The organism is Pseudomonas sp. ArH3a (assembly GCF_022648765.1).
Classification (GTDB): domain Bacteria; phylum Pseudomonadota; class Gammaproteobacteria; order Pseudomonadales; family Pseudomonadaceae; genus Aquipseudomonas.
Window position 1 is genome coordinate 4,843,889 of sequence record NZ_CP080330.1, and the last position, 14,780, is coordinate 4,858,668.

Sequence of the window (14,780 nt, forward strand, 5' to 3'; positions counted from 1 at the left end):
TCACTGGTTCACTCAGCAGCCGTTCAACGCCACCTGCGGGCGCTCGCCCGCAAAGAACAACGGACGCAGCCGCACGCCCACGCTGTTACCGATAAACGCCGCCACCAACCACACCCAGCCATGCAGGCTGCCCGAGGCGATGCCACTGAAGTACGCGCCGATATTGCAACCGTACGCCAAGCGCGAGCCGTAGCCCAGCAACAAGCCACCGATCACCGCCGCCACCAGCGAACGCGCCGGAATGTTCAGGCTCGGCGCAAAACGCCCGGCCAGGCCTGCCGCCAACAGCGCACCGAGGACGATGCCGATGTCCATGACGCTGGTGATGTCTTCCCACACCGGCGCGGCCAGGGCCTTGGCATTGCCCGGCATTTGCCAGAACGCCCAGTTGGCCACATCCACACCCAGACCGCTGGCGACTTTGGCGCCCCACAGCGCGAACGCCGAGGTGATGCCCCACGGCCGCCCGGCCAGTGCCAGGGTCGCGTAGTTGAGCAGCGCCAGGCCAATCGCGCCCCACACCAACGGCCAGGGCCCGCGCAAGAAACGGCGCCAGCCTGTGTGTTCGCTGGTGACGCGCGCTTCAAGCTGGCCATGACGACCCTTCTCGATGCGAACGCTGACCGCTGCGATGATCGCGAACACGGCCAAGCTCAAGAGCAATGCCGGCACTACGCCGAAGCTTTTGACGATGGAAACCGCTGGGAACGACGGCAATGCGAACCACCAATCGACATGGTGGGTCGCAATCAACGAGCCGCAGATAAAGAAGAATAACGTCACCAACATGCGCGCATTGCCGCCACCCACGGTGAACAAAGTGCCCGAGGCGCAACCGCCGCCCAACTGCATGCCGATGCCGAAAATAAACGCACCAAACACCACCGATACCCCGGCCGGCGCCACCAGCCCGACCACCGGCTGGCCAAACAATGTACCCGCCCCTAGCGCTGGGAAAAACAGCACGACCGCCACCGCCAGCATCACCATCTGTGCGCGCAAACCAGCGCCGCGCCGATCATTGATGAATACACGCCAGGCCGACGTGAAGCCGAAGGCGGCGTGGTACAGGGTCAAGCCCAGCGCCGCGCCGACCACCAGCAACAGCACCTGGCGCGAGCCGACGCTGTTCTGCAGGAACACGGCGCCCACCACCAGGATGATAAACGCCAGCAGTGGCGCGATGGGCTTACGCGCGGGGGGCAGGGAAAGGGAGGTGCTCATGGGGAGTCTCGGTGTGTTTGAATGGGGTAGGTATGATGGCATGGAATCCGGACGCCAAGGCCAACAGGTCGAGTGTGGGAGTCTTGCGTGTTTTCTGAATGAATAGAACGAGTTCACATGGGCAATACACCGAAACTGGAAATCGAGCGTACCGCTTACGACGACTTTCTAAACCGTTGGAACCAGGGAGCGTTCGAGCAACAGCGGCTTGGCCAAGCGTTCTACAACCATTTCCAACTGCACAAACTCAACGATCAGGCGTCCATTTGCGCACTCCATGGCAGCGATGGAGAGAAAGCGAAGGCCGCGATTTTGCGGCTGTTTGAAATCAAGTGATCTTTTAGCGAACCGGCCATCATCGAGTGGCCCGACAACCGGAGGAACTAACGCCCTCATGAGTGTCCTCGGCACGTTCCGTTCCCTGCGCAGCCCCAACTACCGCATCTGGGCCGCCGGTGCGCTGGTGTCCAACGTCGGCACCTGGATGCAACGCACCGCCCAGGATTGGCTGGTGCTCACCCAACTCACTCCGCACAACGCCGCCGCCGTGGGGATCGTCATGGCACTGCAGTTCGGGCCGCAGTTGTTGTTGCTGCCGTGGACCGGGTTTGCCGCCGACCACTACGACCAGCGCAAGCTGCTGATCGCCACCCAGGCGGTCATGGGCCTGCTGGCGCTGACGCTGGGGGTATTCACCATCACAGGCTTCGTGCAGCTCTGGCACGTGTACGTGTTTGCGTTTTTATCCGGCTGCGCCTCGGCATTCGATGCGCCGGTGCGGCAGATTTTCGTGGCCGAACTGGTGGGCGAGAAAGATTTGTCCAACGCCATCGCGCTCAACTCCACCTCGTTCAACATGGCGCGCATGATCGGCCCGGCCGTGGCGGGCGTGACCATCGCCTCAGTCGGCACCGGCTGGGCGTTCCTGCTTAATGGCTCGAGCTTTTTTGCGGTGCTGGCGTCGCTGTTTTTCCTGCGCGTGTCCAGCCAACACATCAAGGTGCGCGCGCTGCGGACCAAAGGCAGCCTCACCGAGGGCATGCGTTATGTGTGGGCGCGGCCGGACCTGAAGGCGATCTTGCTGATGCTGTTTCTAATCGGCACCTTCGGCATGAACTTCCCGATTTTCATCTCGACCATGGCCGTCACCGAATTCCATGCCGATGCACGTGGCTACGGCCTGCTGACCTCGACCCTGGCCATCGGCACCATCGCCGGCGCGCTGATTGCCGCCGGCAGTGAGCGACCGCAGTTCAAGTCACTGCTGACCGGCGCGGCGGTGTTTGGCTTTGGTTGCATACTCGCAGCGTTGGCACCGAACTACTGGATGTTCGCGATTGCGCTGGTGATCATCGGCGTGGGTGCCATGACCTTCAGCAACACCACCAACAGCCTGATGCAACTCACCACCGAGCCCGCCATGCGCGGACGCGTGATCGCTCTGCGCGTCGCCGTCGCCCTCGGTGGCACGCCGATTGGTGCGCCCATCGTCGGCTGGGTGGCCGACCACCTCGGCCCGCGCTGGGCGCTGGTGGTTGGTGCGGTGTCGGGCATCCTGGCGGTTGGCGTGGCGCTCTACACCCTGAAGCGTCAGCTGGACCGGCCCAAATAGCGCCTGCACACACCGCCTTGTATAGGGGGGTGGGGTATGCAATGATGCGCCCCATCATAGGTAGGAGGGGTATATCGTGGGCCATATTGCCGCAAACAAAGACAGCCTGATCAAGCGCGTCAAACGCATCGCCGGGCAGCTACAGGCGGTTGAAAAAGCCTTGGAGTCGGACCTCGACTGCGCCAAAACCCTGCACCTGGTGGCCGCCACACGCGGCGCCATCAACGGTTTGATGGAAGAAATCATCGAAGACCACGCCAGAGCCCATGTGGCCGACCCCGCCCTCAGCGAGGAAGCCCGCGCCCGTGGCGTCGAAGAGCTGCTGGAAGCCATTCGGCGGTATTCCAAATGAACGCCGCCCATAGCGCTCACACCCACGAACATGTGTTCCTCGGCTCGGCCCACGACGAAAACGCCAAACGCACCCTGTGGGTCGTGATGTTGACGGTGGTGATGATGGTCGCGGAAATTGCCGCCGGGGCCTTGACCGGTTCCATGGCGTTGCTGGCGGACGGCTTTCACATGGCCACCCACGCGGGCGCGTTGGGCATTGCCGCTGCGGCCTACGCCTACGCCAAACGCAATGCGAGCAACTCACGCTACAGCTTCGGCACCGGCAAAGTCGGCGACCTGGGCGGGTTCGCCTCGGCGCTTATCCTGGCGCTGGTGTCGCTGGGTATCGGTGTCGAGTCGGTGATGCGCTTGCTGCAGCCTACCGAAGTACAGTTCGGTACCGCCACGCTGATTGCGGTGGTGGGGTTGGCGGTGAACATCGTCAGCGCGCTGTTGCTGGGCCACGGTCACAGCCATGGGCACGATCATGATCACGACCATCATGGCCACGACAACAACATGCGCTCAGCCTACGTGCATGTGCTCGCCGATGCGCTGACCTCCGTGCTCGCCATCGCCGCGTTACTGGCTGGGCGTTATCTGGGCTGGGTGTGGCTGGACCCGGCGATGGGCATCGTCGGCGCCGTGGTGATTGCGCGATGGTCCTGGAGCTTGATGCGCACCACCGCCGGCGTGTTGCTGGACCAAACCGATGAACACGTCGCCGCCGAGATCCGCGAACTCGTCGAACAACCTGGCGATGCGACGATTACCGATCTGCACGTGTGGCGCGTGGGCCCGGACGCACATGCCGCCATCGTCAGCGTCGTTGGCCGCTCGACCATAGACGCCGAGAGCATTCGCGAGCGCCTCAAACCGGTCCATGAAGTGAGCCACCTCACCGTTGAATTTCGTGCGGCCTAGCTGCGCGCCCTTGATCAAACCCAGGTGAGACCTTGGCTAAAGATATCGAAAACCCGTGCATCTCCACCTGCCAACTCAGCGGCGATCTATGCGTCAGTTGCGGGCGGAGCAAGGACGACATTCGCAAATGGAAACGCATGAAGCGTCCGGAAAAGATGGCCGCCGTGCAGCGTGCGACATTGCGGTTAAAGGCGTTGAAAAAGACCCAATAGGGCTGGCGCTGCCGCCAGCCTTCGGGGCTCACATCAGGTGCGCCCCACCGAGCCGGTAACCGGCAAATCACCCAGCAGCTTAAGCCCGGTACTCTTCACAAAGGTGTCGTAGTCCATCGGCTTCTGGATGCGCGTTTCAGCGTTGGGCAGCACATAGGCCCAGGCGCGTTTCGACGAGGCGTCGTAGACCAGCTTGAACAGACGCGTGGGCACCCAGACCTTGTTGTTACCGACGGTGCTGTAACCCGCATCAAACAGTGGGCCGGTGAACACAAACACATTGCCGCCGGCACGCACGGCGAACTTGCGCACGTCCGCCTCGACCTTGCTCCAGATCTTGCGGTTGTTGGTGGGGTCTTGCGGCACCATGTTCGACAGCGCGAAGGATTGCGCCATGGCATTCGCACTCGGGGCGTCGGCAGCCGGGGACTGATGGCCACGGTCCACGGCCGGGTGTTGGCTGCGGTAGTCGCTCAACTCGGCGCGAGCGCCTTTAGGGATGCGCGGGTCCGGGTAGAACTGGTTGGTGCGCTCTTCACCCTTGGCGTTTTTCAGTTGGGCCGCATTCAAGCGTTCGACCACCACCAGTGGTGTCTTGCTGGTCTGCGAGTAAAGCACCGCAAAATTGTCCGAACACAACGCCATGGGTTTCATCGAAGTGGGCACGGTGGCGGTGTTGATCGGCCTGGCGCCAGGGAACAGATCGGCGCAGCTGGCAAACGAGGGTTGCTGTTGTTGGCTGGAATAGAGGCCGAGCGCCGCGCGCTGGCTGATCGAGCTTGAGCGGGAGGTGTGTTCCTGTGCGGGGGGCTTGATAAAGTCCAGCAACCCCCGGGCATCTGCCCCGGTGGAGAGCAGAACGAGAGCTGATAGCCCGAGTGCAATTTTGCGCAGGTGCATGCATGACTTCTTTGAAAGGGAGTAAGGCGTCAGGCTCCGAAAAACGGAGCCAAGTGGATGATATTGCAGGGGTTATTGACCTGACCAAGGCCTATTAGTGCCCGGCCACGAAGGGTTTTTCTGTGCCACGTGCGCCCGACTTGAATCCATGGGCATGAGCGCCCCAGGCAATCGCAAACGCCATGGCGATCAACAGTGCCATCGCCCAGGGAAACGACGCGACGCCCCATGTGTCGAGCAACACGCCGCCGACCACGCCGCTGCCGGCAATCGCGCTGTTCCACGCCACCACGTTCAGCGACAGCGCCACATCCGCACCGTCGCCAGCGGCATCCGCCAGGGCGGTTTGCAGCAGCGTGGCAGCGCCGCCGAAGCTCAGCCCCCACACGGCCACGCCAAGGTAAACCACCCAAGGCACGCTGCCCGCCACACCGAACACCACAGACACCAATGCAAAGCTCGCCAGGCTCACCAGAACGGTTTTGCGCAACATCGCCTCAACCAACCTGGCCGTCAGCCAGATCCCGGCCAACGCCGCGATGCCGAACACCAACAGCACCAGATCCACGCGAGTCGTCAGGCCTGCCGGCAGCAAAAACGGGGCGATGTAGGTGTACAGAATGTTGTGCGCCAGCATCCAGCTGATCACCACCGCCAGCACCGGCCGCACGCCAGGCGTGGTCAGCACTTTGCCCAACGACACACGCTGATGCGCAGCCTGCGGCGCGTAGTCCGGGACTTTCACCAGCACCCACACGATCAACACCAGCGTCAGCGCCGACATGAGGCCGAACGTGGTGCGCCAGCCCACCAGGCCACCCAGCCAAGTACCGAGCGGCACGCCCAGCGACAGCGCAATCGGTGTGCCGACCATCGCCAACGCCAGCGCCCTGCCCTGTTGATGCGGCGCGACCATGCGCCGGGCGTAACCGGCCAGCAGGCTCCAGGCCAACCCCGCCGCGGCCCCGGCGAAGAACCGCGCCACCAGGGTCACGCCGTAATGGGACGACAGCGCCGTGATGGAATTGAACAGCAGAAAACCGACGATGGTCAGCAACAGCACATTGCGCCGACGCCAGCCACGGGTGGCGATGGTCATGGGAATTACCGCCAGCACTGAACCCAGCGCGTAGGCGGTGACCATCTGCCCGGCCATCGACGGCGAAATCGCCAGGCCGTCGCTGATCAACGGCAACAGGCCGGCGGGCAGGGTTTCGGTGACGATGCAGATGAAACCGGTCATGGCCAGGGCGAGCAAGGCGCCGATGGGCAAGCGCTCGGACGACGCGGATAAGCTGAGTGAGGGGGTCATGGGTAACTCCTTGAGGCGACTTAAATACTGATCGGTACAAATACTGGAGGCAGCACTGACATATTGTCAACGACTTATGTATCGACTAGTATTTATCTCGTTCTGCACAGGAGACTGGACATGGCACAAATGGGCCGCCCGCGTAATTTCGACCGCGACCAGGCCGTGGAACAGGCCCTGCACCTGTTCTGGCAGCACGGTTACGACGCCACCTCACTCGCCCAGCTCAAGGCCGGCCTGGGTGGCGGTATCTCCGCGCCGAGTTTTTATGCAGCCTTCGGCTCCAAAGAGGCGCTGTTCGATGAGTGTGTGCAACGCTATTTGGCGACCTACGCCCGGGTCACCGAATGCCTGTGGGACGACACCTTGCTGCCGCGTAAGGCCCTCGAAACCGCGCTGCGCCAATCGGCGCGCATGCAGTGTGACGATGGGCATCCCAAGGGCTGCATGGTGGCGCTGGGCGTGATGAGCGCACCCAGCCCGGAGAACGCGCGGGTGACGCAGGCATTGACGCAATCGCGCGCGCGAACGCGGGCGGGGATTGTGGCGTGTGTTGAGCGAGGCATCCGTGCCGGTCAACTGCCGGACACGCTTCATGCACCGGCAATGGCGACCGTGTTTGACAGCTTCCTGCAGGGCGTTTCGATCCTGGCGCGCGATGATGTGCCCTACACAGTGATCGACGCGGCGATCAGCCAAATTTTGCTGACGTGGGATATCGCCGCGTCTACGGCGCCGCCCATTCGTCACGACACGCCAGTAAAAAATCCACAAACGCCCGCACCCGATGCGGCACATAGCGCCCATGGGGGTACAGCAAGGTAAACGGTCGCGAGCGCCCACCAAAGGGTTTCAGCACTTCCACGAGTGTGCCGTCAGCCAATTCTTGCTCGACGATGAACTTGTAGGTTTGAAACAGCCCCGCCCCGTGCTTGGCCAAGGTCACGCCGCCCAACACATCCTGCGAAATGCTGTACCCCGCCTCCCCCGCGAACGCCTGCTCCTGGCCGTGCTCCTGGAACAACCAGGGGATGCGCCGGCCATTGCTCGGCAATTCAAACTGAATGCACTCGTGCAACGCCAACTCCTGCAACGTCTGTGGCGTGCCGGCGCGTTGCAGATAGGCCGGTGCGGCGACCACCACCAACTCGGCGTCTTCCAGCAGCCGGGCGATCAGCGAGGAGTCCGGTTGGGCGCGCACGCGAATGGCCAGGTCATAGCCTTCGGCAACGAAGTCGATATTGCGGTTGCTGATATGGATGTCCACGCTCACGTGCGGGTACAGCGCGCGGAATTTGGGCAGCAGCGGCAACAGCCGATGATGGGCATACGTGGTCGGGACGCTGATGCGCAACTGGCCGGACGGCACCCGCTGCGCGCCCATGACTTCCTGCTGCGCCTCCACCAGTTGGGTCAGGGCCTGGCGGCATTGCTCGAAGTAGCTACGGCCGCTGTCGGTGAGGCGAATGCTGCGGGTGGTGCGCACGAACAAACGCGACCCCAGGCGCTCTTCCAGACGCGAAATGCTGCGGCTCACCGCGGCCGGGGTCACGCCGGCGACCTGGGCGGCGGCGGTGAAGCTGCTGGCCTCGGCGGCGAGGCAGAACAGCTCAATGCTGCCCAGTTGCACATCTTCGAAATGGCGCTTCATGATTGATTACACCGGGTATCGATAAATAGAGAACACGCTCTGTTTATCAATACCTGGCGTACAACTACAGCGCTATCAGCTTGTGGCTTTCAGCCGCGCTGCAATCTTGGCCACGCGCTCCCCATAGAGCAACGCCGTCTTGATATCGCCGGCAGGGATTGCCGACGCGTCAGCATCCGAAGGCGCCTGTACGATCAAGCCCACCGACCCGCCCAGGTTGTTGATATCGTTGCGTGTCGCCGCCAGGGTGCTGGCCGGTAGCAGGCCCAGGCTGACCCAGATGCCACCGTGTTGGGAGGCCAGTGTTTGCAGGCCGATCAAGGTGACTTGTTTGTCGCCGCTGAAGCTGGCGCTGACGGTAAAGCCACCGAACACCTTGTCCTGCCAGCCACGGCTAAACCAGTACTTCGCAGTCGCATCAGAGAATCTCTTGAACTGCCAAGCGCTGGAGCCCATGTAGGTTGGCGTGCCGAAGATAATGCCATCGGCTGCATTCAGGAGCGCCCAGCCTGCTTCGGACACCTCGCCGTTTTCACTCACTTCCACCAACTGCGCCTGCGCCCCTTCCGCCACAGTGTGCGCGACGCGACGGGTATGGCCGTAACCGGAAAAATACACCACTACTGTGCTGGTCATGTGCTGATGCTCGTGAGGTTTGAATGAGTTTATATACTGACCAGTCGGTTTGACTGATGTCAAGCATTAGACTTAAGCTTGTTTCAAATATTTGCAAAACCGGAGACACACCATGGGGCGCCCTTCACGTAAGGAAGAGCTGCTGGCAGCGGGCATCAACGTGCTGCATCGCCACGGTTACGCAGGTTCTTCGGTGGATGCCATCGTCGAACACGCGGGCATGCAGAAGGGCTCGTTCTTCGGGCATTTCGGCTCTAAAGAAGCGTTTGCCAGCGCAGCGCTGCAGGGTTATTTCAAGGGTTGGACGCAGAACGCACAGGCCATCGTTGCCAACCCAGCGTTCACGGCCCTGGAGAAACTGCAAGGCTTGGTCAAGATTTCCACGCCGGCGAGTGCCGATACGTTTCACTACGGCTGCCTGATCGGCAACCTGGCGGCCGAAATGACGCTACGCCATGACGAGGTGCGCGACACCATCGCCCAGCTGTTGCTGGAATGGGCCGTGCCGTTTGCGCACGTGGTGCGCGAAGGCGTGGCGAGTGGTGAGTTCCGCGCAGGGCTGGCGCCGGATTCCACGGCACGCTTCCTGATCAACGCACTGCAAGGCACAGTGCTGCGCGGCAAGGTCGACCGCTCGCAGGAACCCTACGACGACTTCATCGCGCTCACCTCAGCGCTGCTGTTGCGCACTGAATAGGCATCCGCTTGTGGCTATGGCGTTGACGGTGGTTGTGGCGAGTGGGCTTGCCACACAAGCCTACTCTTCACAGAAGATCCTGCACGCTTCAGGTTCGGCTTAAAGCAACAACGTCGAGAAGTCACAGCACGCCTGCGCCATGTCCTGGTTCAAGCCAAACTGGCGACCCACCCGGTGCCGCGCCACATACCGAGCGCTCGGCTGTTCCGGTTGCGTCATCAGCGCATGCAACGCGCCCTGGGCCAGCACCGTGCGGCGGTCGAAAATCTCCACGTCTAAGGATTGCGAAGTGGGAGCGGCGTGAGGCGAGAACTGCGTTAGAGGCGGACACACAGAACCTTCCCACACGGTTTTAAGCAACAAAAAGCTGCAGGCTCATTGCCACCTCTATATAGTAATGCTTCGCATTTAGCGGTTTACCAAGGAACGCGCGCCCTCCTCCAGACGGTGCGCGTCATCGTTTAGAAGGATCTCTATGCAAAGCGTTACTCTCTCCCCGACGCGCCTGTTCGGTGCACTGACGGTGGTCATCTGCGGGCTATTCAGCGCGCAGGCAAGTGCCGATTACACCGACCGCTCGCTGACTGTCGAAAAAAATAACCAGTCCTACGTAGTGAAGGCCGACGGCAGTTTTGTGCTCGACGTCGAGCTGGTCCGGCGCATCAATGAAGAGCGCGCGATCAAGCCCAACGCCGAGCGCTCGGTAAGTTTTAACCGCACGCTGGAAACCGTGGACATCGTGGACGCCTACACGCTGAAAGCCGATGGGCGCAAAGTGCCGGTCGCTGCTGATCAGATCAAGGAGCAGCAGGAGCAAGCCTCCGCCGAAGCGCCGATGTTCCAGGACTCGCGGATCAAAGTGGTGATCTTTCCGGATGTGGCTGTGGGTGACCGCATGGTGTTGCACTACCAGCGCCAGCGCACCAAGCCGATGTTCCCTGGGCAATTCGAAGACCTATATGCACCGGACTTCTACGAGAACCAGCAGAGCCACTTGACCTACGACATGCCGGCTGACATGCCCTTGTTCGCTGACGTGAGGGGCTTCAAAGCCACCGAACCGACCACCGCCAACGGGCGCAAAATCTACCGTTGGGACCTGGAGCCCACCGAGAAAAATCGCGTTGAAGTCGGCTCTGTTGCCTACACGGATTACGGCCAGCGTCTGGCGGTGTCGACGTTCACCGACTACAAACAATTTGCCCAGGCGTACGCTGCCAGGGCGCAGGTCGAGGTAACACCGGCCATTACCCAACTGGCCAAGAAACTCACCGCCAACCTGGACACACCACGCAGCAAAGCGTTGGTATTGAGTGACTGGGTGCGCAAGAACATTCGCTACGTCGCGGTTTACATCGGCAATGGCGGCGTGGTGCCGCACTCGGCGCAGGCCGTGCTGGATAACCGTTATGGCGACTGCAAGGACCATGTGGCCTTGCTTGAAGCACTGCTCAAGGCCGTGGCCATTGAAAGCTCACCCGCACTGATCAACCTGGGCGACGCCTACGTACTGCCAAAGGTGCCGACCTTGGGTTTGCTTAACCATGCGATCACTTACATCCCGGCCCTCGATCTTTATCTGGACTCCACCGCCACCCCCATCGCCGCCGGCTACTTGCCGCTTCCGGAATTGGGCAAAACCGCGTTGTTGACCCAGAGCGGCGAACTGGCGCGTACGCCCACAAGCCAGTTGGGCAAGGTAGACAGCACGCTGCATTTCAAGATCGAGCAGAGCGGCGCGGCGGACTTCACTAACGGCACCACGGTGGAAGGCTGGGGCACGGAACTCACCCGTTTCCTGTTCAAGTCCATGATGCCTGCTGACCGCGATCAACTGACCCAACAGATCCTCAACATGTATGGGCAAACCGGCAGCGGCAAGATCGAAACCGACCCATTGGAAAGCAACGCCGTCACCTTCAAGTCCACGGCCAAGGGGCGCACCGACAACCTGGTCAACCTGCCCGGCCCTACCGGCGTGCCTGCGCTGAGCAGCCTGGCGGGCGGTATCGGCCAGAACGTGTTCAGCTTCCTGTCGGAACAGGACCGTACTCAGAACTTCACCTGTACTTCCGGCACGATCAAAGAAAAGGCACGCTTCGATTTCCCAAAAGAAGTGAACATCCTGGCGGTGCCCAAGGCCGTAGCCCTGAACATCGGCGGTTTCACCTACCAGACCACTTACGTCAAAAAAGGCAATAGCGTACTGATTACTCGCAGCTACGCGTTTAACCACCCCGACGTGGTGTGCAGCCCGCAAGATTTCGTCGCGATGAAGCCGGCGATTGAAGGTATGGTCAACGATCTGAAAAGCCAGATTATTGTGCAGACGCTGTAAACCCGCCTTGCCGATTCTCGCGTGACGGGCGGTTGCACCGCCGCGCGAGGATCACCACCTTCCCCTTTAGAACTTAGCCTGCACTCCCACCCGCAGCGTGCGCCCCGGCGCAGGCATGAAACTCTGCGCCAGCGGATCCAAGTAGTAGCGATCGGTCAGGTTCTGCAGCGACACGTTGAGGCTGGCATCTTCCTGCAACTTGTAGTTAAGGAACAGATCGACCAAGGCCACCTCGCGGTAATTCAATTGCGGCGTGGTGGCGCCGGTCTGCCAGGGTTTATCGGCGGTGACGGTGGGGCCTGAGGTGTAGGTGATGCGTGTGCCGAGCGTAAGGCTCTGGTCGAAAAAGCGCAGGCCTGTGGTCAGATTGCCCGCGAACCGTGGTGGGTTCTGGGTGTTGGTGTAGGAACCCATGAAGCTGCCCGGCGTGCAGTTCGGCGTATTACTGGTTTGCTGATAACGGTTGCTGGTGGCGCGCAGTGTGGCGGCGAAGGCTGAATCGCAGGTTTCGGTCTTCAGGTAGTAGGTGGACGACAGGTCGGCAAAGACGCGCCCGGCATCGTAGCGGGTTTGGAACTCCAGGCCGCTGGTTTTGTAGCTGTCGGTATTGCTGAAGCGCATCAAGCCCCACAGGCCAGGGCTGGGGTCGTAGTAGCGGGTGATGTAGTTTTTGATGGTGTTGTTGAAGTAGGCCAGCTTGATCGCCGCCGAGTCGTCATCGAACAACAACCCCTTGTGCAGCGTGCTGGCGCCGATCTCCCAATTGCTCGAGCGCTCGGGCTTCAGGCCTTTACCGGGCATGGTCTGCAACACGCCCTGGCTGGTTTCAAACAGCGAAGGCATACGAAAGCCTTGGGTGTAAGAGGCATACACGAAGGTGTCCGGCAGCACCTCGATATTGATGCCCACCGCTGGGGCAAAGGCGCCGCCGCTGTTGCTCGCCTTGGCGGAATAGTCATAACCGGTAACCACTTCCCCGACCTGGGACGGATAGACCGTGGAATCAACCGCGCCAAAGGTGTTGTACCGAACGCCCTCGAAAGGAAAGTTAGTGTTCTGGAAGACAATGCCATTGTTCAGGCGTGGATCGGTGGCGTCGGTGTAATCGCCATTCTGGTCAGGGAACCACATCATGTTGCCGGAATTGTCGCCGTTGTAGACGCGCAGGTAGCGCAGGTCACGTTCCTCACGCCGTGCCGTGGCATTGGCGATGTGGTCTTTGCTGCGATAGTGGGTGTAACGCCCGCCGCCCCATAACGTGAGGCTGTCCACTGGCTTGTATTCCAACTTGCCATTGAAGCTGAACTCCTGCCGCGACCCTTCGCGCAACATACGGTTGGCGTTGATATCGTCCTGGTTGGTGACCACGCCTTTTTGCGGGCGCAGTTCTTCGAGCTGGAACGAGCCGCCCAGGTCCAGCTTCAAGTCGCCGTAGTCGGTCGCCCAGCGCGAGGTATTGGCCAAGCCGCCGCCAATGCGCTGGTCAGCTTGTCGGCTCCAGGCGCGGTCCGAGCGATACGCCTGGGACGCTGGCGCCGCCACCGAGGTGAGCTGGCTGGTTTGCGCATCGGTCAGCCACAGGTCGGCAGTCAGGTCCACCAACGGGTTACCCGAAGGCAAGTAGTTGTAACGCGCCGTGTAGGTGTCGATCTTGGTGTGACCCAGCGGGTACTGATAGATGCCGCCGGTGCCGAAGCGGAAGATATCCGAAGGCATGATTTCCCCGATGCGCCCGTCGTAGCGGCGATAACCCAGGTCGAAGGTATGCCCGTCCGCCGGACGCAAGGTGGTCTTGAGCAGGAACGATTCGGTGCTCGACGAGGAATTCAGCACTTCTTCGCCGGCGTTGTAGGTGGTGGCCACGCTGGTTTCTTCATCACCCCAGCGGTTGTAAGTACGATAGCGATCCTGCCCCTTCTTGCCGGCAAAATAGTTGCCTTGATCGCGCTTGGCATAGGCCGCCACCACGTCGAAAAACTCATGGGTATAGGCAAACGCGGCACTGCCAGCCTGCGCCTCTGAGCCGAACAGCCCACCGCGGCTCTGATGTGGCTCAGAGTACAGGGCCTCGGTCTTGGAATGCGGGTCACGGGAGGCTGGGGCGACGCCGTTGTTCCACAGGTCGCCTTTGAGGCGCAGGCCGATGCTCTGGCCGTCCTTGAGGATGTCGTCGACGGTGAGCGTGCGCATCTTCACCGTGCCGCCGATAGCGCTGGAGGTCAGGCTGGGGCCCTTGTCGATCGTGATGTCGCTGATCATGTCCGGGTCGATGTAACTGCGCTGCTGGGTACCGGCGTAACCGCGATAGACATCCAATGCCTGCTGCGAACCGTCCACCGTGACGGCCACCCGGCTCTGGCCCTGGATGCCACGGATATTCACATCCAGGCCGCCGCCATTACGGCTGTCGCCGACCTGCACACCAGGCTGGCCCTTGAGCACATCGCCCACCGAGACCACACCAAAGCGCTGCATGTCTTCGCCGGAGATATACACCGATGAGCGCGGCGCCCGGTAGACCTCCTCCTCATCGAGATTTTCGCCAATCACCTTTTGCGTCGGCAGGGAAATTGCCTGTTGGTGTGGGCGCAAAACATAGCCACCGTCCGCCTGGCGCTGATAGCCCAGGCCAGTGCCCGACAGCAGCTGAGTCAAACCCGCCTCGGTATTGAAATCGCCCTGCAGGCCCTGACTGGTCTTGCCGGCGGTGAGCAGCGAACTGCCCGCCATGCTGATCCCGGCCTCGGCACCAAAGCGCGAGAGCACTTTGTCCAACGGGCCGGCACTGATGCTAAAGGCGCGCTCGCCGGCCGCAAAAACCAACTCGCCGTAGAGCGGCTGGAGGCTGAGAAACAACAAGCTGAATGTATGGGTACGCAAGACACGAGCGGGGGAAATCATACAAGGCTCCTAAGGGTCGACACCCACCTGTGCCGGTGGG

General features: G+C 61.4%; 15 protein-coding genes. 8 read left to right on the forward strand and 7 right to left on the reverse strand.

What is annotated here, in order from left to right; all coding sequences use genetic code 11:
• Positions 1–12: 12 nt before the first annotated feature.
• Positions 13–1,224: a YeeE/YedE family protein gene (locus K0P33_RS22170; RefSeq protein WP_094949856.1), complete on the reverse strand. Its 1,212-nt coding sequence runs from the start codon at positions 1,222–1,224 to the stop codon at positions 13–15.
• Positions 1,225–1,341: 117 nt separating this feature from the next.
• Between K0P33_RS22170 and K0P33_RS22175 the strand changes: the two genes are divergently transcribed.
• The 5 genes from K0P33_RS22175 to K0P33_RS22195 all read left to right on the forward strand — a co-directional run bounded on the left by K0P33_RS22175 (position 1,342) and on the right by K0P33_RS22195 (position 4,305).
• Entirely contained in the window at positions 1,342–1,560 is a 219-nt protein-coding gene (locus K0P33_RS22175) for a hypothetical protein (protein WP_094949857.1), read from the forward strand.
• Positions 1,561–1,618: 58 nt separating this feature from the next.
• A complete protein-coding gene (locus tag K0P33_RS22180) occupies positions 1,619–2,836 on the forward strand; it encodes an MFS transporter (protein ID WP_094949858.1) in 1,218 nt (405 codons plus the stop codon).
• Between the two features lie 76 nt (positions 2,837–2,912).
• Positions 2,913–3,188 (forward strand): metal/formaldehyde-sensitive transcriptional repressor, encoded by a 276-nt coding sequence (locus K0P33_RS22185; protein WP_083357626.1) that lies wholly within the window; start codon positions 2,913–2,915, stop codon positions 3,186–3,188.
• On the forward strand, positions 3,185–4,093 hold the full coding sequence (dmeF, locus tag K0P33_RS22190) for a CDF family Co(II)/Ni(II) efflux transporter DmeF (RefSeq protein ID WP_094949859.1): 909 nt from the start codon (positions 3,185–3,187) through the stop codon (positions 4,091–4,093). Before K0P33_RS22185 ends, dmeF begins: the two co-directional genes overlap by 4 nt.
• A gap of 32 nt (positions 4,094–4,125) precedes the next feature.
• Entirely contained in the window at positions 4,126–4,305 is a 180-nt protein-coding gene (locus K0P33_RS22195) for a DUF1289 domain-containing protein (RefSeq protein WP_094949860.1), read from the forward strand.
• 33 nt (positions 4,306–4,338) lie between these two features.
• Here K0P33_RS22195 and K0P33_RS22200 read toward each other — a convergent pair whose 3' ends face one another.
• Positions 4,339–5,205 (reverse strand): DNA/RNA non-specific endonuclease, encoded by an 867-nt coding sequence (locus tag K0P33_RS22200; RefSeq protein ID WP_094949861.1) that lies wholly within the window; start codon positions 5,203–5,205, stop codon positions 4,339–4,341.
• 94 nt (positions 5,206–5,299) lie between these two features.
• On the reverse strand, positions 5,300–6,517 hold the full coding sequence (locus K0P33_RS22205; protein WP_242151460.1) for an MFS transporter: 1,218 nt from the start codon (positions 6,515–6,517) through the stop codon (positions 5,300–5,302).
• Between the two features lie 120 nt (positions 6,518–6,637).
• Between K0P33_RS22205 and K0P33_RS22210 the strand changes: the two genes are divergently transcribed.
• Positions 6,638–7,342, forward strand: coding sequence for a TetR/AcrR family transcriptional regulator (locus K0P33_RS22210; RefSeq protein ID WP_242151463.1), 705 nt, complete (start codon positions 6,638–6,640; stop codon positions 7,340–7,342).
• Here K0P33_RS22210 and K0P33_RS22215 read toward each other — a convergent pair.
• Together K0P33_RS22215 and K0P33_RS22220 are read right to left on the reverse strand one after the other, a co-directional pair.
• Complete coding sequence (locus K0P33_RS22215; protein ID WP_242151465.1) at positions 7,245–8,168, reverse strand: LysR family transcriptional regulator; 924 nt, start codon at positions 8,166–8,168, stop codon at positions 7,245–7,247. The genes K0P33_RS22210 and K0P33_RS22215 overlap by 98 nt on opposite strands.
• A 75-nt stretch (positions 8,169–8,243) precedes the next feature.
• A complete protein-coding gene (locus K0P33_RS22220) occupies positions 8,244–8,804 on the reverse strand; it encodes a flavodoxin family protein (RefSeq protein ID WP_083357620.1) in 561 nt (186 codons plus the stop codon).
• Positions 8,805–8,916: 112 nt separating this feature from the next.
• Here K0P33_RS22220 and K0P33_RS22225 point away from each other — a divergent pair, with 112 nt between their 5' ends.
• On the forward strand, positions 8,917–9,501 hold the full coding sequence (locus tag K0P33_RS22225; RefSeq protein WP_083357619.1) for a TetR/AcrR family transcriptional regulator: 585 nt from the start codon (positions 8,917–8,919) through the stop codon (positions 9,499–9,501).
• A gap of 99 nt (positions 9,502–9,600) precedes the next feature.
• On the opposite strand, the gene K0P33_RS22230 is transcribed toward K0P33_RS22225, so the two are convergent.
• A complete protein-coding gene (locus K0P33_RS22230; protein ID WP_242151467.1) occupies positions 9,601–9,774 on the reverse strand; it encodes a hypothetical protein in 174 nt (57 codons plus the stop codon).
• A 202-nt stretch (positions 9,775–9,976) separates the two neighbouring features.
• Here K0P33_RS22230 and K0P33_RS22235 point away from each other — a divergent pair, with 202 nt between their 5' ends.
• Positions 9,977–11,839, forward strand: a complete 1,863-nt coding sequence (locus K0P33_RS22235; protein ID WP_242151470.1) for a DUF3857 and transglutaminase domain-containing protein — start codon at positions 9,977–9,979, stop codon at positions 11,837–11,839.
• 66 nt (positions 11,840–11,905) lie between these two features.
• On the opposite strand, the gene K0P33_RS22240 is transcribed toward K0P33_RS22235, so the two are convergent.
• The gene (locus K0P33_RS22240) at positions 11,906–14,740 is read right to left on the reverse strand and encodes a TonB-dependent receptor (protein WP_094949866.1); all 2,835 of its coding nucleotides are present in this window, start codon (positions 14,738–14,740) and stop codon (positions 11,906–11,908) included.
• Between the last annotated feature and the right edge of the window lie 40 nt (positions 14,741–14,780).